Source organism: Streptomyces sp. NPDC053542 (assembly GCF_044544685.1).
In the GTDB taxonomy this organism is placed as follows: Bacteria; Actinomycetota; Actinomycetes; order Streptomycetales; family Streptomycetaceae; genus Streptomyces.
Map to the genome: position 1 here is coordinate 619,571 of NZ_JBITXL010000002.1, position 23,191 is coordinate 642,761.

At 72.5% G+C, this 23,191-nt stretch carries 21 protein-coding genes; 8 read left to right on the forward strand and 13 right to left on the reverse strand.

What is annotated here, in order from left to right:
- The first annotated feature begins 1 nt into the window (after nt 1).
- Both ACIGXO_RS06955 and ACIGXO_RS06960 read left to right on the forward strand, forming a co-directional pair.
- Entirely contained in the window at nt 2-172 is a 171-nt protein-coding gene (locus ACIGXO_RS06955; protein WP_399781398.1) for a hypothetical protein, read from the forward strand.
- 69 nt (nt 173-241) lie between these two features.
- Nucleotides 242-1,741, forward strand: coding sequence for a purine-cytosine permease family protein (locus ACIGXO_RS06960; protein ID WP_399781400.1), 1,500 nt, complete (start codon nt 242-244; stop codon nt 1,739-1,741).
- Here ACIGXO_RS06960 and ACIGXO_RS06965 read toward each other — a convergent pair.
- Nucleotides 1,716-2,846, reverse strand: coding sequence for an acyl-CoA dehydrogenase family protein (locus ACIGXO_RS06965; protein WP_399781403.1), 1,131 nt, complete (start codon nt 2,844-2,846; stop codon nt 1,716-1,718). The two genes, ACIGXO_RS06960 and ACIGXO_RS06965, sit on opposite strands and share 26 nt — an antisense overlap.
- 142 nt (nt 2,847-2,988) lie before the next feature.
- Between ACIGXO_RS06965 and ACIGXO_RS06970 the strand changes: the two genes are divergently transcribed.
- A complete protein-coding gene (locus ACIGXO_RS06970) occupies nt 2,989-4,608 on the forward strand; it encodes an AMP-binding protein (RefSeq protein WP_399781406.1) in 1,620 nt (539 codons plus the stop codon).
- 4 nt (nt 4,609-4,612) lie between these two features.
- Complete coding sequence (locus ACIGXO_RS06975; protein ID WP_399781409.1) at nt 4,613-5,473, forward strand: PaaX family transcriptional regulator C-terminal domain-containing protein; 861 nt, start codon at nt 4,613-4,615, stop codon at nt 5,471-5,473.
- 206 nt (nt 5,474-5,679) lie between these two features.
- Here ACIGXO_RS06975 and ACIGXO_RS06980 read toward each other — a convergent pair whose 3' ends face one another.
- The gene (locus ACIGXO_RS06980; protein WP_399781412.1) at nt 5,680-6,444 is read right to left on the reverse strand and encodes an HAD family hydrolase; all 765 of its coding nucleotides are present in this window, start codon (nt 6,442-6,444) and stop codon (nt 5,680-5,682) included.
- A 582-nt stretch (nt 6,445-7,026) separates the two neighbouring features.
- Between ACIGXO_RS06980 and ACIGXO_RS06985 the strand changes: the two genes are divergently transcribed.
- The gene (locus ACIGXO_RS06985) at nt 7,027-7,743 is read left to right on the forward strand and encodes a TetR family transcriptional regulator (protein ID WP_399781415.1); all 717 of its coding nucleotides are present in this window, start codon (nt 7,027-7,029) and stop codon (nt 7,741-7,743) included.
- Nucleotides 7,744-7,867: 124 nt separating this feature from the next.
- Here ACIGXO_RS06985 and ACIGXO_RS06990 read toward each other — a convergent pair whose 3' ends face one another.
- Nucleotides 7,868-8,887, reverse strand: a complete 1,020-nt coding sequence (locus tag ACIGXO_RS06990) for an MDR family NADP-dependent oxidoreductase (RefSeq protein ID WP_399781417.1) — start codon at nt 8,885-8,887, stop codon at nt 7,868-7,870.
- A 257-nt stretch (nt 8,888-9,144) separates the two neighbouring features.
- Between ACIGXO_RS06990 and ACIGXO_RS06995 the strand changes: the two genes are divergently transcribed.
- Nucleotides 9,145-9,741: a ScbR family autoregulator-binding transcription factor gene (locus tag ACIGXO_RS06995; RefSeq protein WP_399781420.1), complete on the forward strand. Its 597-nt coding sequence runs from the start codon at nt 9,145-9,147 to the stop codon at nt 9,739-9,741.
- 239 nt (nt 9,742-9,980) lie between these two features.
- Nucleotides 9,981-10,964 carry a ScbA/BarX family gamma-butyrolactone biosynthesis protein gene (locus ACIGXO_RS07000; RefSeq protein ID WP_399781423.1) on the forward strand — a complete coding sequence of 328 codons (984 nt, stop codon included), beginning with the start codon at nt 9,981-9,983 and terminating at the stop codon, nt 10,962-10,964.
- 34 nt (nt 10,965-10,998) lie between these two features.
- On the opposite strand, the gene ACIGXO_RS07005 is transcribed toward ACIGXO_RS07000, so the two are convergent.
- Both ACIGXO_RS07005 and ACIGXO_RS07010 read right to left on the reverse strand, forming a co-directional pair.
- The gene (locus ACIGXO_RS07005; protein WP_399781426.1) at nt 10,999-13,356 is read right to left on the reverse strand and encodes a bifunctional salicylyl-CoA 5-hydroxylase/oxidoreductase; all 2,358 of its coding nucleotides are present in this window, start codon (nt 13,354-13,356) and stop codon (nt 10,999-11,001) included.
- A complete protein-coding gene (locus ACIGXO_RS07010; protein WP_399781429.1) occupies nt 13,353-14,180 on the reverse strand; it encodes an enoyl-CoA hydratase family protein in 828 nt (275 codons plus the stop codon). The genes ACIGXO_RS07005 and ACIGXO_RS07010 overlap by 4 nt, the downstream gene beginning before the upstream one ends.
- A 239-nt stretch (nt 14,181-14,419) precedes the next feature.
- On the opposite strand from ACIGXO_RS07010, the gene ACIGXO_RS07015 reads away from it, so the two are divergent.
- Nucleotides 14,420-14,845 carry an ATP-binding protein gene (locus ACIGXO_RS07015; protein WP_399781432.1) on the forward strand — a complete coding sequence of 142 codons (426 nt, stop codon included), beginning with the start codon at nt 14,420-14,422 and terminating at the stop codon, nt 14,843-14,845.
- A 155-nt stretch (nt 14,846-15,000) separates the two neighbouring features.
- On the opposite strand, the gene ACIGXO_RS07020 is transcribed toward ACIGXO_RS07015, so the two are convergent.
- From ACIGXO_RS07020 to ACIGXO_RS07055, 8 genes are all read right to left on the reverse strand, one after another.
- On the reverse strand, nt 15,001-16,440 hold the full coding sequence (locus ACIGXO_RS07020; RefSeq protein ID WP_399781435.1) for an amino acid permease: 1,440 nt from the start codon (nt 16,438-16,440) through the stop codon (nt 15,001-15,003).
- A 198-nt stretch (nt 16,441-16,638) separates the two neighbouring features.
- The gene (gene argF, locus ACIGXO_RS07025; protein ID WP_399781438.1) at nt 16,639-17,643 is read right to left on the reverse strand and encodes an ornithine carbamoyltransferase; all 1,005 of its coding nucleotides are present in this window, start codon (nt 17,641-17,643) and stop codon (nt 16,639-16,641) included.
- A 147-nt stretch (nt 17,644-17,790) separates the two neighbouring features.
- Nucleotides 17,791-19,014 carry an arginine deiminase gene (locus ACIGXO_RS07030; RefSeq protein WP_399781441.1) on the reverse strand — a complete coding sequence of 408 codons (1,224 nt, stop codon included), beginning with the start codon at nt 19,012-19,014 and terminating at the stop codon, nt 17,791-17,793.
- A gap of 198 nt (nt 19,015-19,212) precedes the next feature.
- Nucleotides 19,213-20,136, reverse strand: coding sequence for an LLM class F420-dependent oxidoreductase (locus ACIGXO_RS07035; protein WP_399781444.1), 924 nt, complete (start codon nt 20,134-20,136; stop codon nt 19,213-19,215).
- A 145-nt stretch (nt 20,137-20,281) separates the two neighbouring features.
- Nucleotides 20,282-20,749, reverse strand: coding sequence for a DUF6099 family protein (locus ACIGXO_RS07040; RefSeq protein WP_399781447.1), 468 nt, complete (start codon nt 20,747-20,749; stop codon nt 20,282-20,284).
- Between the two features lie 131 nt (nt 20,750-20,880).
- Nucleotides 20,881-21,225, reverse strand: coding sequence for a nucleotide pyrophosphohydrolase (locus ACIGXO_RS07045; protein WP_399781450.1), 345 nt, complete (start codon nt 21,223-21,225; stop codon nt 20,881-20,883).
- Nucleotides 21,222-22,604, reverse strand: coding sequence for an AAA family ATPase (locus ACIGXO_RS07050; protein ID WP_399781452.1), 1,383 nt, complete (start codon nt 22,602-22,604; stop codon nt 21,222-21,224). The genes ACIGXO_RS07045 and ACIGXO_RS07050 overlap by 4 nt, the downstream gene beginning before the upstream one ends.
- An 84-nt stretch (nt 22,605-22,688) precedes the next feature.
- On the reverse strand, nt 22,689-23,078 hold the full coding sequence (locus tag ACIGXO_RS07055) for a cell division protein SepF (RefSeq protein WP_399781455.1): 390 nt from the start codon (nt 23,076-23,078) through the stop codon (nt 22,689-22,691).
- Nucleotides 23,079-23,191 lie beyond the last annotated feature (113 nt).

Below are 23,191 nucleotides of genomic sequence, written 5' to 3' on the forward strand. Positions count from 1 at the left end.
GGTGCCCGCCGACGCCCGCACCGAGCCGGCCGGCGAGGTGGCGACGGTACGGGACGGGGACATCGCCGTACTGCCCCTGCGGCGCGAGGCCAAGCTGAACGCCCTCTCCACGGAACTCGTCCCGTGCGGCGCCCACACGTACGCGGCACTGCACCGCACCGACCACAGATGAGAGCCCGGGGGCGGGCCGCGGCGAGGGACCCGCGGCCCGCCCCCTTCCGTCCCCTGAAGGAGTCGCATTGTGACAGCCAGTCCGATCATCGAGACCCGGTCCATCGACTACGTGCCGCTGGCCGAACGGCACGGCAAGGTGTGGCACCTCTTCCCCGTGTGGTTCGCGGGCGACGCCCACCTCGCCACCATCGCGACCGGCGCCATCGGCGTCGCGCTGGGCGGCAACCTCATATGGACCGCGATCGCCGTGGTGCTCGGCGGCGCGTTCGGCACGTTCTTCATGGCCTTCCACTCCACCCAGGGACCGCAGCTCGGGCTGCCCCAAATGGTGCAGTCCCGCCCGCAGTTCGGGTACGTGGGCGCGCTGCTGGTGTGGGTGGTGGCCCTGACGACGTACATCGGGTACACCGCCTTCAACCAGATCCTGATCGCGCAGACGATGCACCACCTGGCCGGCACCCCGGCCGCGGCGAGCTACATCGGGTACGCGGCGCTCGCCATCGTCCTCGCGGTCGTCGGCTACGACGTCATCCACCGCGCCTCCCGCTGGCTCACGTACCTGGTGATCGCGGTGCTGGCGGTCTTCTCGGTCGGCGTCGTGGTCGTCGACCCCTTCTCGCCCGCGCAGCTGGACCTCGGGGGCTTCGTCCTCGCGCCGTTCCTGGTGCAGTTCTTCACCGCGGCCGTGTACCAGATGTCCTGGTCGATCTATGTCTCGGACTACTCGCGGTATCTGCCGCCGACGGTCGGCGTGCGGTCGTCCTTCTGGTGGACGTACCTGGGCGCGTGGATCGGTGGCGCGTGGATGATGCTGATCGGCACGGTCGCCGCGGGGCTGTTCCCGAAGGCCGAGCTGGTCGACTCGGTGATCTCCGCGGGTGACGAGCTGTTCCCCGGCTTCGGCGTGACGCTGCTGCTGGTCTCCGTGGTGCCGCTGATCTCCATCGGCACGCTCAACTTCTACGGCGGGAGCCTGACCCTGCTCTCCAGCATGGACTCGGTACGCAAGATCCGGCCGACGCTCACCAAGCGGATCATGGCCCTGCTGGTGCTCGGCGTACTCTCCACCGCGATCGCGTTCGGCTCCGACAGGTCATTCCTGACCGACTTCGAGCACTTCCTGACCGTACTGGGCTACCTCTTCACCCCCTGGACGGCGATCAACCTGGTCGACTTCTACGTGGTGCGGCGCGGCCACTACTCGATCCGGGAGATCTTCAACCCGCGCGGGATGTACGGGCGGTGGAGCGGGCGCGGACTGCTCGCGTACGGGGTCGGGTTCCTGGCGATGCTGCCGTTCGCGGAGGTCGGGGACCTCCAGGGGCCGGGCGCCGCGTGGGTGGGCGGCGCCGACCTCACCATGCTGATCGGCCTGCCGGTCTCGGCCGGGGTGTACGTGCTGGCCTGCCGGTCGCTGGATCTGACGGCCGAGCGGGCCGCGGTGGCGGCGGCGGACGCGGGACTGGAGGACGGCGCCGCGGCCGGTGCCGGGGCGTCCGACGACGGGTCCGGTGACGGGGCGTTCGGCGGCGGGGCGACCGTCAGCGGTACAGCTCCCGCGCGATGATCGTGCGCTGCACCTCCGTCGCGCCCTCGTAGATGCGCGGCGCGCGCACCTCCCGGTAGAGGTGTTCCAGCAGGTGGCCGCGGCGCAGGGCGCGGGCACCGTGGATCTGTACGGCGGCGTCGACGGCCTCCTGGGCGGTCTCGGTGGCGAGCAGCTTGGCCATGGCGGCGCGCTTGGCGATGCCGGGCGCGCCCGCGTCGTAGGCCGCGGCCGCCGCGTAGACCAGCAGCCGGGCCGCCTCGGTACGGGTGGCGAGGTCGGCGAGGCGGTGCGCGACGGACTGCAGGTCCTTCAGCGGTCCGCCGAACGCCTCGCGGGTGGCGGCGTGTTCCAGAGCGGCGTCCAGCGCCGCCTGGGCCATGCCGACCGCGAAGGCACCGACGCTGGGCCGGAAGAGGTTCAGGGTCCGCATCGCGACGCCGAAGCCGTGGCCCGGCTCGCCCAGGACGTCCGCGCGGGTGACGGGCACGCCGTCGAAGACCAGCGTCCCGATGGGGTGCGGGCTGAGCATGTCCAGGTGCTCGCCGCTCAGTCCCGGCCGGTCGGCGGGGACGAGGAAGGCGGTGACGCCGCGGGCGCCCGGCGCCTCGCCGGTGCGCGCGAAGACGGTCGCGAAGTCGGCCTCGGGCGCGTTGGAGATCCAGCACTTCTCGCCGGTGAGCCGCCAGCCGTTGCCGCTGGTGCCGTCCGGCTCGGCGGCCAGGGTGAGCGCCGCCGCGTCGGAGCCCGCGCCGGGCTCGCTGAGCGCGAAGGCGGCGACCGCGCGCCCGGCGGTGACCTCCGGCAGCCAGCGCGCCCGCTGCTGCTCGGTACCGGACTGCAGTACGGGGTAGGCGCCGAGCCCCTGGAGCGCGAGCGCGGTCTCCGCCTCCGTGCACTCCTGGGCCAGCGACTCCCGCAGCAGGCACAGATCCAGCGCGCGGACGGTGCCGCCGTCGGGGAACAGCCGGCGCAGCAGCCCCCGTTCGCCGAGCGCGGCCACCAGCGGGCGGTTGACCCGGCCGGGCTCGCCCTTCTCGGCGAGCGGGCGCAGATGCGCGGCGGTCAGGGCGCGCAGCTCGGCACACCAGGCCACGTCCTCGGGGTCGAGCGCGAATGCGGTCACGAAGCGGCTCCCTCAACACGGTCTGCTTATCGCGGTCTGTTGACTGCCGTCACGAACACGTTACGCTGGCGAACCGTCCGTACGGCAGTCCCCGGCGGCCCTCGGACACCACGGCTGAGCGTCACGAGGGGGCGCATGCGTCATGGACCTACAGCCATCGGCCCACGCCGACACCTTCGCCCGCGACCATCTCCCACCACCCCAGCAGTGGCCGCACCTCGGCGATCTGGGCTACCCCGACCGGCTCAACTGCGGTACCGAGCTGCTGGACGGCTCGCTGCGCCGGTTCGGCGCGGAGCGGCCCGCCCTGCGCGACGGCGGCGGGACGGTCTGGACGTACGGAGAGCTGCGCGAGCGCGTCAACCGCCTCGCACACGTACTGACCGACGACCTCGGCGTGCGGCCCGGCACGCGCGTACTGCTGCGCGGACCGAACTCCCCCGCGCTCGCCGCCTGCTGGCTGGCGGTGATGAAGGCGGGCGCGGTGGCGGTGACCGTACCGGCCGCGCAGCGCGCCCACGAACTGGCCACGATCTGCGACCTCGCGCGTATCCGCCATGCGGTGTGCGACGTACGGTCGGTGGACGATCTGTCCAAGGCCGCGCTCCCCGGTCTGGCGGTCACCGCGTACGGCGGCGAGGCGCCCGACGACCTGCTGCGCCGGGCCGCCGGCAAGCCCGCCGAGTACCCGGCGGTGGACACCTCCGCCGACGACGTCGCGCTGATCGCCTTCACCTCCGGCACCACCGGACGCCCCAAGGGCTGCATGCACTTCCACCGGGACGTGCTCGCCATCGCCGACACCTTCTCGGCACAGGTGCTGCGCCCCGTGCCGGACGACGTCTTCGCGGGCAGCCCGCCGCTGGGCTTCACCTTCGGCCTCGGCGGCCTGGTGGTCTTCCCGCTGCGGGCCGGGGCCAGCGCGCTGCTCACCGAAGGGGCCGGCCCGCGCGGACTGCTGAGGGACATCGCGGCGCACCGGGTCTCCGTCCTGTTCACCGCGCCCACCGCCTACCGCGCGATGCTGCCCGAACTGGAGGGGTACGACGTCTCGTCGCTGCGCCGCTGCGTCTCGGCGGGCGAGAACCTCCCGGCGGCCACCTGGCACGCCTGGCATGCCGCGACCGGCCTGCGGCTCATCAACGGCATCGGCGCGACGGAGCTGCTGCACATCTTCCTCTCGGCCGCCGACGAGGCCGCCCGTCCCGGGTTCACCGGGGTGCCGGTGCCGGGGTACGAGGCGCGGGTGGTGGACGCGGCGGGCCGGCCGGTGCCGGACGGCGAGCCGGGGCTGCTGGCCGTGCGCGGCCCGACCGGCTGCCGCTACCTCGCCGATCCGCGCCACCTGGAGTACGTACGGGACGGCTGGAACCTCACCGGCGACACCTATGTGCGCGAGCCGGACGGGTACTTCCGGTATGTCGCGCGCGCCGACGACATGATCATCTCGGCCGGGTACAACATCGCCGGGCCCGAGGTCGAGGAGGCGCTGCTGCGGCACCCGGCGGTGACGGAGGCGGCGGTGGTCGGCCGGCCGGACACGGAGCGCGGGCAGGTGGTCGTGGCCCATGTCGTGCTCGGTGCCGGACTCCCCCGTTCGGAGGAGACCGTCGCCGCGCTGCGGGAGTTCACCAAGGCCGAGATCGCGCCGTACAAGTGTCCGCGCGAGATCGTCTTCCACGACGCGCTTCCCCGGACGCCGACCGGCAAACTCCAGCGTTTCCGGCTGCGGGCACCGCTGCAGGGTGCCCCTTTAGAGTGACGGCGTGAGTGACCCTCAGCCGCAGCGCACCCCACGGTCCCTGATCGTCACCTTCTACGGCGCGTACGGACGCGACGCGAAGGGCGAGCCGCTGGGGCCGGTGCCGGTGGCCGCGCTGATCACGCTGCTGGGCGTGGTGGGCGTGGACCCGCCGTCGGTGCGCTCGGCGGTCTCCCGGCTCAAGCGCCGCGAACTGCTGGTGCCCGCGCGCACGGCGTCGGGCGCCGCCGGGTACGCGCTGTCGGCGGCCGCGCGCGAGCTGCTGGCCGACGGCGACCGCCGGATCTACGGGCGGCCCGCGGCCCGCGCGAGCGACGGCTGGGTGCTGGCGGTGTTCTCGGTACCCGAGGAGGAGCGGCACAAGCGGCACCTGCTGCGCTCCCGGCTGGCCCGGCTCGGCTTCGGTACCGCGGCTCCGGGCGTGTGGATCGCCCCGGGCCATCTCTACGAGGAGACCCGGCACGTATTGCGGCGCCTCGGACTCGATCCGTACGTCGATCTCTTCACCGGCGCGCACGCCGGGTTCGCGCCGACGGTGGAGGCGGTGGCGCGCTGGTGGGACCTGCCCGCGATCGCCGGGCGGCACCGGGCGTTCCTCGACGCGCACGAGCCGGTGCTGCGGCACTGGACCCGCCGCCGCGGGACGGTGCCGGAGACGGCGTACCACGACTATCTGCTGGCCCTGGACGCCTGGCGACGCCTGCCGTACGCCGATCCCGGGCTGCCTGCCGCGCTGCTGCCGGAGGACTGGCCCGGCGGCCGCGCGGCGGCGGTCTTCGGCCGGCTGCACCGCCGGCTGCACGCGGCGGGCGCGGAGTTCGTGTACGGCGTGCTGGGTGAGCGGGGCGCGCTGGGTCCCGGGTGAGGGACGGGCCTCCGCATGGGGGGTCCGGCGTGCGCACGGGCGGGGACGGCCGTCAGGGTGGCGGCGCGGTCGCGCGCGGGGCACGTCGTGCGGAGCGGGCGTCGTACGGGCGGGTGTGGTGCGGAGCGAACGTCGTACGGGGCGGGCACGGGGATGCGGCCCCGGAGCGACGGGCGGCGGAGCGCCTCAGCGCATCCGGTGGCGGCTCAGCGCATCCGGTGGTGCCCGGCGGCCATTTCGACCGGGCGGGGGCGGGAGGCGGCCACCGCGGCGACCACGTCACGGAAGGAGCTGCACATCCGGGTGCCGGCCACCGCGGCCAGCTCCCCGAAGCGGCCCACGCCGTAGGTGACGGCGATCGGGGCCATGTGGGCGGTGACGGCCATCCGCATGTCGCCGACGGTGTCACCGACGTAGGCGCTCTCGCGCGGCGAGACGCCGAGCTGCGAGACGGCGCGCAGCGCCATCTCCGGGTGCGGCTTGCCGCGCCGCACCATGTCGTGGCAGATGACCGGGCCGACCAGGTCGCGGATGCCCATCACGTCCAGCAGTGCCTCGGCGCTGCGCGCGACCTTGGAGGTGGCCACGGCCAGTTCGATGCCGTGCGCGCGCAGCGCGGACAGGCCGGCGGAGACGCCGGGGAACAGCAGGCGCGGGCCCTCGCGGAGCACTTCGTGGGCGAAGAGTTCGCGGTAGCGACCCATGGCGGTGAGCACCGCCTCGTCCGTCTCCGGGCGGCCGAGCAGCTGCCCGAAGGCGGCGGGGGCCGGCTTGCCGACCGCGGCCGCGGCCTGCCGGGGCGTCACCCGGCGCCCCTGCTCCGCGACCACCTTGGAGAGCAGCCGGCCAATGGCGGGCAGCGTGTCGGCGAGGGTGCCGTCCAGGTCGAATACGACAGCCCGGATCGGGACCGCACCGCCACCCCGCGGCGCCCCCCCGAAGCCTTCGCCGACGTCCGCTGAATCGCGCATTGCTCGATACCTTCCGATGCGTTGACGGGCCGGGCGGAGTCCAGGACTCCCACCGGCGATGGGGAACTTAAACCGATGCATGTGTGAAGAGTGAAGCGGTTCCGTCGGTGCGCAACACCGCGGGGGCCTGGCGGGGAAGCGTCATAACGGCTTTCATGGAGGGCAACGCGTTTCGTTGCTCGCCTTTGCAGATTTAAAAACCGTCTGCGCTGTTTGTCAATGCGCTGAGCCACACCTCACACACAACGCGTACACGACTGCAACGCGTGTGACGCCCGGGGCGAACGACATCTCGACCGGCACGGCGCAGCGATCAAGGGGGTCGCTCTTCGGCCACGTCGGCTTCGAGGGATCGGCCGGTTACCGCGCCCGCCGCCGTCGGGCCGTACCATATTGAAACCGCATGGTTGGTTTTTCTCGCTACGCTTTCTACCCTTTCGCCGCAGCGAACCACGTGAACCAGGAACCAGGTGAGCCATCGGGCCACAGGGCTCCCGCGTCACCGAGCCCTCGGCTCACCGAGCCCGCGAGCCGGATCGGCTCCACGAGCCCGCGAGCCGGACGAGAGACAGGACGGACACAGTGCCCACGCAGCACCGCGCGATCCAGAGCCGCCAGGCGCTCATCCGCTCGGCCGCCCAGAGCTTCATCGACAAGGGCGTCTCCGCCTCCGGCATGGTCGACATCAGCCGGCGCGCGAGACTGAGCAAAGGCGCGCTCTACTTCCACTTCGAGTCCAAGGAAGAACTGACCCTCGCCGTACGGGACGAGGCCCTCGCCGCGCTGCGCGAGCTGGAGGAACAGCTGCTGCGCGCGCCCGACCCGGTACTGAGCGCCTCCCGCGACTTCGCCGCCGCCCTGCTGGACCGGGTGGACCGGGACGTCGTCGTCCGCGCCGGGCTGCAGATCCGCCCGGAGAGCGACCCCGCGTCCACCGGCACCCTGCTGCACCGGCGGTGGTGCGCGCTGTTCCTGGAGAAGGCCGCCGCCGACCGCTCGGCGGGCCGGCTGCCCCCGGACACCGACCCGCAGCGGCTCGCCCGGGCGCTGACCACGATGGTGGTCGGGCTGCTCGAGCTCGGCCACGCGGACCGTACGTGGTGGAGCCGGGAGGCCGTGACGGACATGTGGCGGCAGCTGGTGCCCACGCCGCGGGCGGTGCCCGCCACCGGCGCGGGACGCCCGCTGCGTTCCGGGCCGCCCGGCGGGCCGCGCGCCGCCGTCCCCCAGCCCGCCCTGCGCGGCGCCGCGGGGCGCGACCCGGCCGCCTTCGCGCCGCGCCGCACGCCGCCCCGCTGAGCTTCGCACGGGCGCGGCGGTCACCGGTGGCCCGGTGGCCGCAGCGCCCGTGTGCCGCCGGGGCCCGTCAGGGCGGGCCCCCACGGCTGCCGCCCGGCCCGCCCCCCGGCGGGCCGCACGGAGTTCACAGTTCGACCAGCACCGCTCCGGTGTGGTCGCCCTGGACGAGTTCGCGCAGCGCCTCCGGGGCCTGGTCCAGGCCGCGCAGCCGGCTGTGCGCGAAGATCAGCGTGCCGTCGCGCAGCCCGCGCCCGAACTCCTCGGTCCACTCCTGCGCGAGGCCCGGGTGGTCGCGTACCGAGAAGCCGCGCAGCGTGACCCGCCGGGTGACCACCAGACCGGCGTCCAGCTCGACCGGCGCCGTGGTCCCGTCCCCCTCCCCCAGCTGCGCCGACAGCGCGCCCACGAGCGCGAACCGGGCGCCGGTGCGGGCCGATTCGAGCGCCGCCGCCAGCTGCTCGCCGCCCACCGTGTCCAGCAGGACGTCGATGCCGTTGGGCGCCGCCCTGCGCAGCTGCGGACCGACCGGACCGGCGCCGCGGAGCACCACCTCGTCGTAGCCCAGCTCCTTCACCAGGTACTCGGCCTTGCTCTCGGAGCCGGTGGAGCCGATGACCCGGCGCGCCCCCAGGCGCCGGGCGAGCTGGCCCGCGAGGCTGCCGACACCGCCGGCCGCGCCGGTGATGAACACCGTGTCGCCGGGCCGCACCTGCGCGATGCGCACCAGGGCGCCCCAGGCGGTCGCGCCCTGCGAGAGATGCGCCGCCGGGTCGGGCAGCGCCTCGGGGTCGATGCGCTGCGCGCGTGCCGCATCCACCAGGGCGTACTCCCGCCAGCCCAGGTCGTGCCGGACGAGGTCGCCGGGCGCGAAGCCGCCGCCGGGCGCCTCGACGACCTCGCCGATCGCCGCGCCCCACAGAGCCCGGCCCGGCACATAGGAGGGCATGGGCAGTTCGGCGGCGGTCATCATCGTGCGCATCACGGCGGTCACGGCCATGAACCGGTTGCGTACCAGGACCGTGCCCGGCACTGGTACCGGGAGCGGGGTGTCGGCCACCGTGAAGTGATCCGGTGTCAGGGCGCCGTCGGCGCGGGCGGCGAGGCGGATCTCGCGGTGGGTGGCGGGGTGGACGGGCGCGGCCATGGGGGGAGGCTCCTGGGATAGAGGGCTGCCGGACGGTTTGCAGGGCCCGTACGCACGCGCCGCGTCCGGACTCGGGGGCCGACCGTTCACGACCGGTGCGACCGGAACGAAGCTTTCCCAAATCTCCACCACAGATCAATACCGTCTGGTTGGATTATTGTTTGCGGCGTCAATAGAATTCGGCCAGATCCGCGGAAGGCGGACGCACCCCAGAGCGAACATGCGGAGGACCGCCGGTGGCCAAGCAGGAACGGGCAGTGCGCACTCGACAGGCCGTCCTCGTGGCGGCCGCCGAGGTCATCGGCGAGCGGGGCTACGAAGCGGCCACCATCGCGGAGATCATCCAGCGGGCCCAGGTCACCAAGGGCGCGCTGTACTTCCACTTCCCGTCCAAGGACGCCCTGGCACGCGCGGTCATCGCGGAACAGACCGAGATGCTGGTGCCGCCGCCGAGTGAGTCGCGAGTGCAGGACGTCATCGACTTCAGTCATCAGGTGGCGCAGGCGCTGCGTGACGACCCGGTGCTGCAGGCCGGCACCCGCATCGCGGTGGAGACGACCTTCAACTCCGAGCCCCTGGTGCCCTACCAGGACTGGATCGACATCGTCACCAGGATGTTCACCGAGGCGCACGAGCGCGGGGAGTTGCTCTCGGCAGTGAACCCGGCGAAGGCCGCGGAGTTCGTGGTGTCCGCGTACATGGGCGTACAGCTCTTCTCCCAGGCCGTCACGAACCGCGCCGACCTGCACGAGCGCGTCACCAACCTCTGGCGGCACATCCTGCCGGGACTGGCTCCGCCGGGAGCCATGAGTCACCTGGACCCCAGCGGCCGGTGGTTGCGGCGCGCCGCCTGACCGACCCCGCACCCCCTCCGACGGCGGCCTCCCGGCCGCCGTTTTTCGTTGCCCCGGGCAACCCGCCGCCCATGCGGCACGGCCGAAACGGCCCTGACTGCATCCATGTACGTCACACGTAACACTTCTAGCCAAAGTTTCACTCTGAGACACTAGAAAACAAACCAGCCGGTTCGTATCTTGGGGCGGCAGGCGCTGAGTACGGGCGCACCCCGCGCCCGCCCAGGGAAGGAACCCGTATGACCGTCGTTCTGACCGTGCCGCCCCCCATGCCCGGCAGACGCACCGCACCAGCGGGGTACGAGGCCGCCCTCACGCCCCTGCGGCCGCTGACCACCACGGTCCCGCGGGAGTACGTCCACCGCAGCGCTGTCACCGAGGTGTTCCTCACCGACTGGCGCGCCGACGGCACGGACGCCTGGACCGTCGACGCCCAATGGCCGCGCGCCCACAGCTTCTACGGCCCCGCGTACGGACTGCACGACCCCGTCATGATGGTGGAGACCGTGCGCCAGGCCGGCCTCCTCCTCAACCACGTCGGCCACGGCGTGCCGCTGGGCCACACCGTGATCTGGGGCAGCGTGCGCTACACCGTCACCCCCGAGGCCCTGAAGGTCACCGGCGCGCCCGCCGAGGTCGAAGTCCGCGTGCGCAACCACGACATCCTGCGCAGAGGCAGCCGGCTGTCCGGCATGCGGCAGACCTTCGACACCTACCGGGACGGCCGGCGCCTGGGACGCGCCGAGTGCACCTTCACCTGCCAGACGCCGGCCGTCTACCGGCGGCTGCGCGGCCCGTACGCCGACCTCGGCCACGCCCTCTCGCGCGCGCTCCCGCCGGCCGAGCCGCTCCCTCCGGCACTGGTCGGCCGGGACCGCGAGGCCGACGTGGTCCTCTCCCCCGCCGACGAGGCCGGCCGCTGGCGGCTGCGCACCGACATCACGCACCCGGTGCTCTTCGACCACCCCGTGGACCACGTGCCCGGCATGCTGCTGGTGGAAGCCGCACGGCAGGCCGCGTACACCGTCGTCGGACCCGGCCGCTGGACGGCCGCCGCGATGGACTGCTCCTTCGCCCGCTACGCCGAACTGGACGCGCCCTGCTGGATACGCGCCCGGGCGCTGGGCCCGGACGCGACCGGCCTGCCCCGCGTGGCGGTACGGGCAGAACACGACGGTGACCCGGTCTTCACCGCCACGGTGACCTGCGCGCCGGTTTCTTGAACCACCGCGCCGCCCGGTCCGTCCGCCGGGCGTCTCAGCTCCCCAGTGACAACCGCTGCTTGGGCGCGTCCGTCCGCCCCGTGGGCGGAATGCGACTGCCTGCCCGGTACGGCGCGGGCCAGGGCGCACCGGGGCCGGAATACCCCTGCTCCGCCGCCGCGTGCAGGGTCCAGTTCGGGTCGTAGAGATGCGGCCGGGCCAGCGCGCACAGGTCCGCGCGCCCCGCCAGAATCAGCGAATTGACGTCGTCCCAGGACGAGATGGCGCCCACCGCGATCACCGGGACGCCCACCGCGTTGCGAATGCGATCGGCGAACGGCGTCTGGTACGAGCGTCCGAAGGCGGGCTGCTCGTCAGGGACCACCTGCCCCGTGGAGACATCGATCGCGTCGGCTCCGTGCGCGGCGAAGGCCCGCGCGATCTCCACCGCGTCCTCGGCGGTGGTGCCGCCCGCCGCCCAGTCGGTGGCGGAGATCCGTACCGTCATGGGCCGCCCGGCCGGCCAGACGGCGCGCACCGCGTCGAAGACCTCCAGCGGGAAACGCAGCCGCGCGGCGAGGTCGCCGCCATAGGCGTCGGTGCGCCGGTTGGTGAGCGGCGAGAGGAAGCCGGAGAGCAGATAGCCGTGTGCGCAGTGCAGTTCGAGCAGGTCGAAACCGGCGCGCGCGGCACGCTCGGCGGCGCGGACGAAGTCCTCGCGCACGCCCGCCAGCTCCTCGGTGGTCAGCGCGTGCGGTATCTGGTTGACGCCCTGCCGGTACGGGAGCGCGGAGGCGGCCACGAGCGGCCAGTTGCCCTCCGGGAGCGGCTGGTCGATGCCCTCCCACATCAGCCGGGTCGAGCCCTTGCGGCCCGAATGGCCGAGCTGGACGCCGATCGCCGTGCCGGGCGCACCGGCGTGCACGAAGTCGGTGACCCGGCGCCAGGCGGCCTCGTGCTCCGGCGCGTACAACCCCGTGCACCCGGGTGTAATGCGGCCCTGCCGGCTCACGCAGACCATCTCCGTCATCACCAGGCCCGCGCCGCCAAGAGCCCGGGCGCCGAGGTGGACGAGGTGGAAGTCGCCCGGCGTGCCGTCGGCGTCGGCGCTGTACATGTCCATCGGCGAGACGACGACACGGTTGCGCAGGGTGAGCCCGCCGAGCCGGAAGGGCGTGAACATCGGCGGCGTGCCGGGCGCCACCCCGGCCTCCTCCTCGACCGCGGCGACGAAGCGGGGATCGCGCAGCCGGAGATTGTCGTGGGTGACCCGGCGGCTCCGAGTGAGCAGGTTGAAGGCGAAACGGCGGGGCGGCTGCTCGACGTACTGCGCGAGGTTCTCGAACCACTCCAGGCTGGCGCGCGCCGCCCGCTGGGTGGACTCGACGACGGGCCGGCGCTCGGCCTCGTACGCGGCGAGCGCCTCGGGGAGTACCGCGTGCTCCTGGAGGCAGGCGGCGAGCGCGAGCGCGTCCTCGACGGCGAGCTTGGTGCCGGAGCCGATGGAGAAGTGCGCGGTGTGCGCGGCGTCGCCGAGCAGCACGATGTTGCCGTGCGACCAGCGCGCGTTGGTGACCGTACGGAAGGCGGTCCAGGCGGAGTTGTTGCCATGCAGCGGGCGGCCGCCCAGCGCGTCCGCGAAGATCTTGGCGCACTGCCCGACGGACTCCTCCACCGGACAGGCGTCCCAGCCCGCCCGCCGCCAGACGTCCTCGTGCGCCTCGACGATGACGGTGCTGGCCCCGACTGGAAGGGGCGGCCCGGAGGGCCTCGTTGAGGGGCGGTGGTCGGGTGACGGGCGGGAGTACGGGTAACCGTGCAGCTGCAGTACCCCGTGCTCGGTCTCCGCGATGTCGAAGCGGAAGGCGTCGAAGGCGAGGTCGGCGGAGAGCCAGATGTAGCGGCAGCGGTGCGTGGTCAGGTGCGGGCGGAAGATCCCGGCGTGCGCGCCGCGCGTGGCGCTGTGCACGCCGTCGGCGGCGATCACCAGATCGTGGTCGCGCGCGAGAACGGCGGCGGGCGGCGCCTCGGTACGGAAGCGCAGCCGTACGCCGAGCGCGCGGCAGCGCTCGTGCAGCAGCTGGAGGAGGCGGCGGCGCCCGATGGCGGCGAAGCCGTGGCCGCCGGAGGTGAGGGTGCGGCCGCGGTGCGCGATGTCGATGGCGTCCCAGCGCACGTACTCGCGGCGCAGCGCCTCGTGGACGACCGGGTCGGCCTGTTCGATGCCGCCCAGCGTCTCGTCCGAGAGGACCACGCCGAAGCCGAAGGTGTCGTCGGGCGCATTGCGCTCCCAGACGGTGACCTCGCGGGCCGGATCCAGGCGCTTGAGCAGGACCGCCGCGTACAGGCCGCCGGGGCCGCCGCCGATGACGGCCACCCGGCCGCCGGGCAGCGCCCCCTCCCCCGGGCTCATTTGCCCTGCCACTTCGGGCTGCGCTTGGCGGTGAACGCCGCGTGGAACTCCGCGTAGTCGGAGCTGTTCATCAGCAGCGCCTGGGTCGCCGCGTCCATCTCGACGGCCGCCGCGAGCGGCATGTCCAGCTCGGCGGTGAGCAGCGCCTTGGTCTGGGCGTGGGCGAGTGCGGGGCCGGCCGCGAGCCGGCGGGCCAGCGCGGCGGCCGTCTCGTGCGCCTTTCCCTCCTCGGCCAGCTCGCTGATCAGCCCGATGCGCTCGGCTTCGGGGGCGCGCACGGCCTCCCCCAGCATCAGCAGCCGGGTGGCGTGCCCGAGGCCGACGACGCGGGGCAGCAGGTAGGCCGCGCCCATGTCGCCGCCGGAGAGCCCGACCTTGGTGAAGAGGAAGGCGAAGCGCGCCGAGGGGTCGGCGACGCGGAAGTCGGCGGCGAGCGCGAGGACGGCGCCGGCCCCCGCGGCCACGCCGTGCACGGCCGCGATGACCGGGAACGGGCATTCCCGCAGCGCCCGTACGACCTGACCGGTCATCCGGTTGAAGTCCAGCAGCTGTCCGGTGTCCATCTCCAGCGTGGCGCCGATGATCTCCTCGACGTCGCCGCCGGAGCAGAAGCCGCGGCCCTCGCCGCCGAGCACCAGGGCGCGTACGGCACGTTCGCGGGAGAGTTCGGCGAGCAGGTCGCGGAGGTCGGCGTAGGCGCCGAAGGTGAGGGAGTTGAGGGTGTCCGGGCGCGCGAGGGTGACGGTGGCGACCCCGTCCTCCCTGGTCACGCGGAGGTGTTCCCATGCGTCGGTGGCGTGCGCGGAACCTGTGAACGGGCTCATGGGCGTCGTGCCCCCTTCAGCCGGAGGGCTGGTGCCTGGCGGTATCCGCCGGTATCCGGCGTTACCCGTTTCGGGAAGTTATCACGCAGTCGTGACCGCCGTCACGAGTACGCGATAAGGCGGCCGCCGGGCCGTTCCGGCATTGCTACGGCCGGTGACGAGCCGTTCGCAGCGGATATTCGTACCGTTATAGGAGGACATCACGCCGAACGTCATGCCCCTGCGAACGGAAACGCACCTTGCCGGAGCCAGCCGTCCCGCCGTCCTGGCGGATCACGCTGCCGCACACCACAGCCGCGGTGCCGATCGCGCGTGCCCTGATCCGGATGGCGTTCACGGACATGCGGGTGGCGACGGACAGCGACACGGCCGAGCTGCTCACCGGCGAGCTGGTGGCCAACGCCGTCGAGCACACCCCCGGCGACAAGCCGATCGAGCTGGTCATCGAGGTGCTGCCGAGCGGCCACCAGCACGTGGAGGTGCACGACAACGATCCGGCGCCGGTGCAGGGGCTGGGCGACGACGCGCCCCCGGAGGTGGATCTGCTGGACGAGGGCGGCCGAGGGCTGCTGCTGATCCGCACCCTCAGCGCGGACTCCGGCTACCGGCCGACCGAGCAGGGGAAGGCGGTGTGGTTCCGGCTTCGGGGGGAGGTGTCGGGGTGAGGGGTGTCCACGGGGGGTGGGGGTGGGACGGGGTTATCCACAGGGGGTGAGGGAGGGCGGTGGGGGTGGGTACGGTCGGGGGAGTGCGGTGGAGGTGGGGGAGGGGCCTTACCGCCGGTGGTTGGGGAGAGGGAGGGGCCCATGCCAGGCGAAGTTCACCCCTTCGGCGTCACTTCCCCCACAGATTTCCGCCCAGCACCCCCCAGCCGCGAATGCCGGCCCCCGTACACCGCGTACACCACCGCACCGACCACCAGAAAGGCACCGAACTGCAGCCAGGTCGCCGGCCCCGTCCCGTAGATCAGGTACAGACAGAACGCGACCCCGAGCAGCGGGCTGACCGGAAAGAACGGCACCCGGAAGCGGCGCGGCAGCTCGGGCCGGGTGCGGCGCAGCCGCATGACGCAGACGTTGACCACGGCCATGACCGCGAGGGTCCCGATGGTGGTCAGATTCATGACCACGTCCAGCGGCACGACAGCGGCCGGGACCGCGAAGACGACCGCGACGATCCAGGTGCCCCGGGCCGGCGTCGACGTCTTCGGCGAGATCCGTTCGAACACCCGCGGGATCAGCCCGTCCCGGGACATCGACATCAGGATGCGGGTCTGGCCGTACATCACCGTGAGGACGACCGACGCGATGGCCACCACCGCGCCGAAGGCGATGATCCCGCCGCCCAGCGCCGAGCCGGTGACCCTGTCGACGATCAGGGAGAGCGCGGCGGGCTTGTCCGCGACGTCGTCGGCGGAGAGCGCGCCGATCGCGGCGAGCGCGACCAAGCAGTACAGCACGGTGACCACGCCGATGCAGATCAGGATCGCGGCGGGGATGTTCCGCCGCGGGTTCTTGACCTCCTCGCCCGCCGTGGTGACCGCGTCGAAGCCGATGTACGAGAAGAACGCCAGCGAGGCGCCGGAGGTGATGCCGGCGACGCCCTGCGCGGCGAACGGCGAGAGGTTGCCGTCCTCGAAGGCGGTGAAGGCGATCACGCAGAAGAGGATCAGTACGCCGATCTTCAGGACGGCCATCGCGGCGGTGGCGCGGGCGCTCTCCCGGATGCCGCGTACGAGGAGCGCGGCGGCGAGCAGCATGACGACGACGGCGGGGACGTTGACGATGCCGCCGTCACCGGGCGGCGCGGACAGCGCGGCGGGCAGCTGCCACCCGACCAGGCTGTCCAGCAGCTCGTTGAGGTACTGGCCCCAGCCCACCGCGACCGCCGAGACCGACACGCCGTACTCCAGCAGCAGGCACCAGCCGACGAGGAAGGCGGTGCGCTCGCCGAGCGTGGCGTACGCGTAGGAGTACGAGCTGCCGGACACCGGAATCGCGCCGCCCAGCTCGGCGAACGAGAACGCGGTGAAGACGCAGGTCAGGGCGGCCAGCACGAAGGAGACGACGACGGCGGGACCGGCCTCGGCGACGGTGTCCGACAGGCCGACGAAGATGCCCGTGCCGACGATCGCGCCGACGCCGAAGCCCACCAGCTGGAAGAGGCCCATGGTGCGCTTGAGGCCGTGGCCTTCGAGATCCGCGCCGGATTCGGCGACGAGCAGGTCGGGGGACTTGATGCGCAGTCCGGACGCGGACATGGGGTGGTTCTCTTCCTGGTGGTGCGACGTGCCCGGCGGGGGTGGGCGGGCACGGAGAAGGGGACGGGCTGGTGAGCCCGTCCCCCTGAGTTCGGTTCAATGGTAACCGAAATGGTGCATGATCGCCCATTGAGGCGTATTTGTATGCACCCTTCTCTGCGTATGCGCTCTTCTCCGCGTATGCGCTCTTCTCCGCGCTCAGCGGCCGAGCGTCGCGACCATGACCGCCTTGATCGTGTGCATCCGGTTCTCCGCCTCGTCAAAGACGACCGAGTGCGCCGACTCGAAGACCGCGTCGGTGACCTCCAGCGACTCCAGGCCGTGCCGGGCGTAGATCTCGCGGCCGACGGCCGTGCCGAGGTCGTGGAAGGCCGGCAGGCAGTGCAGGAACTTCACGTTCTCCTTGCCTGTGGCGCGCAGCACGTCCATCGTCACGGCGTACGGGCTGAGCAGTGCGATCCGCTCGTCCCAGACCTCCTTCGGCTCGCCCATCGACACCCAGATGTCGGTGGCGACGAAGTCCGCGCCGCGCACGCCTTCGGCGACGTCCTCGGTGAGGGTCAGCCGGGCGCCGCTCTTCTCCGCGAGCTGCCGGGCACTGGCGATCACCGACTCCTCGGGCCACAGCTTCTTCGGCGCCACGATGCGTACGTCCATGCCGAGCAGGGCGCCGGTGACCAGGTAGGAGTTGCCCATGTTGTACCGGGCGTCGCCCAGGTACGCGAAGGACAGGTCCGTGAGCTCCCGGCCGGGGCTGTGCTCGATCATGGTGAGCACGTCGGCGAGCATCTGGGTGGGGTGCCACTCGTCGGTCAGGCCGTTGTAGACCGGCACGCCCGCGTGCGCGGCCAGCTCCTCGACGTTCGTCTGGGCGCTGCCCCGGTACTCGATCCCGTCGAACATCCTGCCGAGCACGCGGGCGGTGTCCTTCACCGACTCCTTGTGCCCGATCTGCGAGCCGGAGGGGTCCAGGTACGTGGTGTGGGCGCCCTGGTCGGCGGCCGCGACCTCGAAGGAGCAGCGGGTACGGGTCGAGGTCTTCTCGAAGATCAGGGCGATGTTGCGGCCCCTGAGCCGCTGCTCCTCGGTGCCCGCGCGCTTCGCGGCCTTCAGCTCCGCCGCAAGGTCGATCAGGTGGCGGAACTCCTCGGCGGTGAAGTCCAGCTCCTTGAGGAAATGGCGGCCCGTGAGGTCGATCGCCATGGCAGGCTCCTAGGTCGCGGTGAACGGGATGAATTCTGGAAGTGTATACGACGAGCCGTATCCCTATACAAAGCCGTCCGAGCGCCGGCCGCATACGGGCCACCTCCCGCCGGCCGTATACGGCCACCTCCCGCTCCCCTGCCCTCACTACGCCGGATCGCGCTCCACCGGACAGCTCATGCAGCGCGGCCCACCCCGTCCCCGCCCCAGCTCGCTCCCCGGGATCGTGATCACCTCGATCCCGCGCTTCCGCAGAAACGTGTTGGTCGTGACGTTCCGCTCGTACGCCACGACCACGCCCGGCTCCACCGCCAGCACATTGCAGCCGTCGTCCCACTGCTCGCGCTCCGCCGCGTGCACGTCCTGCGTCGCGGTCAGCACCCGCACGCCGTCCAAACCGAGCGCCGCCGCGATCGCCCGGTGCATGTGCTCCGGCGGGTGATCGGTGACCTTCAGCTCCTGCTCGCTCGCGCCCGGCTCGATCGTGTAAGAGCGCAGCATCCCCAGCCCTGCGTACTGCGTGAACGTATCGCCGTCCACCATCGTCATCACCGTGTCCAGATGCATGAAGGCGCGCCGCTTGGGCATGTCCAGCGCCACGATCGTCTGCGCGGAGCCGGCCGCGAACAGCCCGCGGGCCAGCATCTCCACCGCCTGCGGCGTGGTCCGCTCGCTCATCCCGATCAGCACCGCACCGTTGCCGATCACCAGCACGTCGCCGCCCTCGATCGTCGAGGGGTACGCCGCCTGGCCTTCGGACCACACGTGGAAACGTTCATGCGTGAAGAGCGGGTGGTACCGGTAGATCGCCTCGTAGTGGACCGTCTCGCGCTGCCGCGCGGGCCAGCGCATCGCGTTCACCGACACGCCGTCGTACACCCACGCCGAGGTGTCCCGCGCGAAGAGGTGGTTCGGCAGCGGCGGGAGCAGGAAGTCGTCCAGGTCCATCACATGGAACCGCACCGACGTCGGCTCGGGGTTGCGCTCCAGGAACTCCCGCTTGGTCATCCCGCCGATCAGCGCCTCGACCAGCTCCGCGAGCGGCAGCTCGTCGAACGCCGTCCGGAGGTGATCGGTGGCCAGCGGCCCGTACTCCTTCTCGTCGAAGACCCGGTCCAGCACCAGCGACCGCGCCTCCGGGATGCGCAGGCTCTCCGCCAGCAGGTCCCCGAAGAGGTGTACCTCGACGCCGCGGTCGCGCAGGGTGTCGGCGAAGGCGTCGTGCTCGGCCCGCGCGCGCCGCACCCACAGCACGTCGTCGAAGAGCAGCGCGTCCTTGTTGGACGGGGTGAGCCGCTTCAGCTCCAGGTCGGGACGGTGCAGGATGACCCGGCGGAGGTGACCGACCTCTGAGTCGACATGGAATCCCATCCCTCCATCCTGGCCGGATTCGACGATGATCACTCGGTATCCGGGAAGGTGGGTGCGGCGCGGCCCCTGGGGGCCGGGGCCGCGCCGCGCAGCCCTCGGGCGATCAGCTCAGCCGGCTCTGTACCGGTACCGGCGATCGGCCCACCCGACTCCGTACGCCTTTGTACGCCTCCGTACGCCTCCGTACTGGTCCGGCGCTCAGGCCAGCTGGCTCTGCACCTGCGAGGAGATGATCTCCAGGTGGTCCAGGTCGTCGAGGTCCAGCAGCTGAAGGTAGAAGCGGGAGGCCCCGGCCTCCGCGTACCGGCCGATCTTGTCGACCACCTCGGCCGGCGAACCCGCCAGGCCGTTCGCCTTCAGCTCCGCCACGTCCCGCCCGATGGCCGCGGCGCGGCGCGCCACCTCGGCGTCGTCCTTGCCCACGCAGGCGACCAGCGCGTTGGAGTACACCAGGTCGTCGCCCTTGCGGCCGATCGCCTCGGCCGCCGCCCGCACCCGGCCGAACTGCCGCCGGGTGTCCTCGAGGGAGGCGAAGGGGATGTTGAACTCGTCGGCGTACCGCGCGGCCAGCCGCGGCGTACGCGTCGCGCCGTGCCCGCCGATCAGCACCGGCACCTTGCGCTGCGCGGGCTTCGGCAGCGCCGGGGACTTCTCCAGCTGGTAGTACGTCCCCTCGTACGAGAACTCCTCGCCGACCGGCGTCTCCCACAGCCCCGTGACGATCGCCAGCTGCTCCTCCAGCCGCGCGAACTTCTCCTTGGGGAACGGGATGCCGTACGCCTTGTGCTCCTCCTCGAACCAGCCCGCGCCCAGCCCCAGCTCGACCCGGCCGCCGGACATCTGGTCCACCTGGGCGACCTGGATGGCGAGCACGCCGGGCAGCCGGAACGTGCCGGCGGTCATCAGCGTGCCGAGGCGGATGCGCTGGGTCTCGCGGGCGAGACCGGCGAGGGTGATCCAGGCGTCGGTGGGGCCGGGCAGCCCGTCCACGGCGCCCATCCGCAGGTAGTGATCGGACCGGAAGAACGCGTCGAAGCCGAGGTCCTCGGTGGCCTTGGCGACGGTGAGGAGGGTGTCGTAGCTGGCGCCCTGCTGAGGCTCGGTAAAAATTCGCAGATCCATCCCCCCATCTTCCCCCTCCCCTCCCCCCACCTCCCGCACCACCACCCACTGCCCACGCCCACCAACGGCCGCCCACCAACGCCCAACGACCGACCAGCTACCCACCACCCGACCCTCTCCCCCACGCGAGGTGTCCGGCTGTTCGTCAGGCTAAGTCGCGGTCGTGGGGGCGGTCGCGGACCAGGAGTTGTTTGAGGATGGCGGCGGCGCGGTCGCGGGACTCGTCGGCGGCGTCCATCGCCTCCACGCAGGTCCAGTAGAGTCCGTCCTCCTCCGCGGCGCAGACGACGCTGACCAGTGCCTCGCACACCTCGGCCAGCAGGCCGCACAGGTCCGTCAACGCCACCTTGCTGTCCTGGACTTCGGACAGCTGGGCCGCCCTGGGACCGTACGTTCTCGGGACCGGACACAGCACCGCTGCGCCGGACCGCCCTCCCGCCTCGCCCAGCCTTCGCGCCTTGGCCCGCACCTCGAACGGTCCGGATATCGCCAGGAGGCTGCCGACCGCCTCCGCCAGGGCCTGCGCCTGCCACGCCTCTATGACGATGTCCTGGACCGTCCGTGCCTGGGCCAGACCGTGCCGACTGGCCGCGATGATCCGCACCGCATCCATGCACGACCCCTTCCCTTGCCTCGTCCGCTGCCTTGCGCACACCTGCCACTACCCAGAGTGAACTGGAACCGCCGAAAGCGCTAGAGTAATTCGCAAATCTGTGGACAACTAAGGCGAGTTTGCGAGATCCATCACTCCGGAGAGTGACGGTCGGGTCGATTCGCGGGGAATCGTTCCTCATTGCGCTCGATCTTCGCGGCGAGCGCGGCCGCCGCGTCGATGCCCAGTACGCCGCAGAACTGGAGCAAGTACGCCAGCACATCCGCCACTTCGTCCTCGACCCGCGCCGCGGACGCCGGGTCGGTCATGATCTTGGCGGACTGCTCCGGAGTCAGCCACTGGAAAATCTCGACCAGTTCGGACGCCTCGACGCTGAGCGCCGCGGCGAGGTTCTTCGGCGTGTGGTACTGCTGCCAGTCCCGGGCCGCCGCGAAGTCGGCCAGCCGGCGCTGCAAGGTCTCAAGATCTTCACTCATGCCCCCAGGTGTAGCACCCCGACCTCCGGCAGCCGGGCGGCGGCCGAGGCGTCCGTGACCGTCCCCAGCAGCCGGATGTGGCCGCGCGCCGCCATCCGTACGGCCAGCGCGAACAGCTCGGCCGACTGCCGCCGGTCCAGGCAGCGGTCCAGCCCGTCCACCACCACGGTCAGCACCTGACGGGCCGGCAGCACCTCGGCGACCGGGTCGACGGCCAGCACTCCGGGGCCGGTCAGCAGCACCAGCGCCAACGCGAGATAGCGCAGCTCGCCGTCGCCCAGCCAGTCCACGGGCAGCGCCCCGCGTCCGCCGCCCCGCTCCAGCACGGCCCGCACCGCCGGCACGTCACCCGGTACATCACTCGCTACGCCGCCCGGCCGGCCCGCGTCCTGCCGTACAGCGGCCTCCGCGCGGAGCCCCTGCACCGGGCCCGGACAGCCGGCGCGTACCGCGGCGACGAGCGCCGCGTGGCGGGTGGCGCACTCCCGGCTCGTGCGCTCCAGTACGGCGGCGAGATTGCCGCAGTCCGGCCGCAGCCGTGCGCCTTCGGAGGCGTCCGCCACGCCCGCCCCCGAAGCCCCGGGCCGGCTGCCGCGTGCCACCGCGCGTACTGCCTCGGGGCGTGGGTCGCAGAGGAAGGAGGAGCGCAGGGCGATCAGGGTCTGTTCGGCGGCGGCCAGTACCAGGCGCTGGCCGGCCGTCGTGCCCGCGACGCGCAGCGGCAGCAGTGCGGTGCCCAGCCGGTCGTCGGGGAGCGGCGCGCGGGTGACGGGCGTGGCACCGGCGGTGTGCCACGCGGCCTGCACCGTGCGGCGGCCGGGGTCGGTGAGCGCGGTGGTGAACAGCGTGCGCCCGCCGCCGGTGAGCCGTTCGCCGGCGATCCGCAGCTCGGGCTCCGTCTGCACGGCGACGTCGAGGCGGGTCGGGCCGGCCGGTCCGTCGACCGTGCAGCCGAGCCGGAAGCCGCGCCGTCCCTGGGCGTCCGGCGTGGCCCGGTCCGGCACGCAGGCCGCGGCCCCGCCCGGTACGGCGGCGAGCGCCCGGTCCAGCGGCTCGCCGGCGCCGAGCCGGACGAGCAGCCCGTACGCCTGGAGGGCGCTCGACTTGCCGCTGCCGCTCGGGCCGGCGAACAGTGTGAGGGGGCCGAGCGGGTAGGTCGCGCCGCGGTGCGACTTGAAGGCGGACAGGCGCAACTCGGTGACGAGAGGGCGGGTCGGCCCGCTCGCCTCAGCCGGATGAGGCGGCCCGCTCGCCTCGGCGGCCGCGCTCGGGGCGGCGTCCGCATCCGCATCCGCATCCGCGCCCACGGTCACGGCAGCGGCCACGCCCGCGGTCGCGCTCGCCGGTGTCGCCTCGTCCGTACCGCTCCAGGGGTCCATGCCGGGAACGCTAGAGAGCCGCGCCACCGGAGAACCGTTACGCCGGACGGCCGTTCCTACGAACGGGGGACGCCGGCGCTGTGCCTACGGGCGCGGCGCCGCCCCCGCCCGCGGTTCGTCGACCTCCGTGCCGACCGGGGCGAGCAGGAAGACATTCGTGTCGACGCGGTGCATGCCGCTGCCGATGCCGAAGACGACGCCGCTGGAGAAGTCGAGGATGCGCTTGGCCACGTCCGTGTCGGCGCTGCTCAGGTCGAGCAGCACGGGCACTTGGGCCATGAGGTGCTCGGCGACCTCGCGGGCGTCGGCGAAGGTCTGGACGCGGATGACGATGAACCGCCGGGACGCCTCGCTCGGTTCGTCGTCGGGCAGGGCCCGGTGGTCGGGCCACGAGGGCCACTCGCGGCCGCCGCGCAGCGGGACGACCTCAGCGAGGCCCTCCCACTGTTCGTCGGTGGCGTCGGGGCGGGTCACCGGATCACCTCGCTCGCAAGGGCGCTGGGCAGCTGCGGTATCTGCATCGAGCAATTCTAGGGATATACATACAAACCTGACGGCGCATGACACGCGTGCCGCGCCATCCGTTG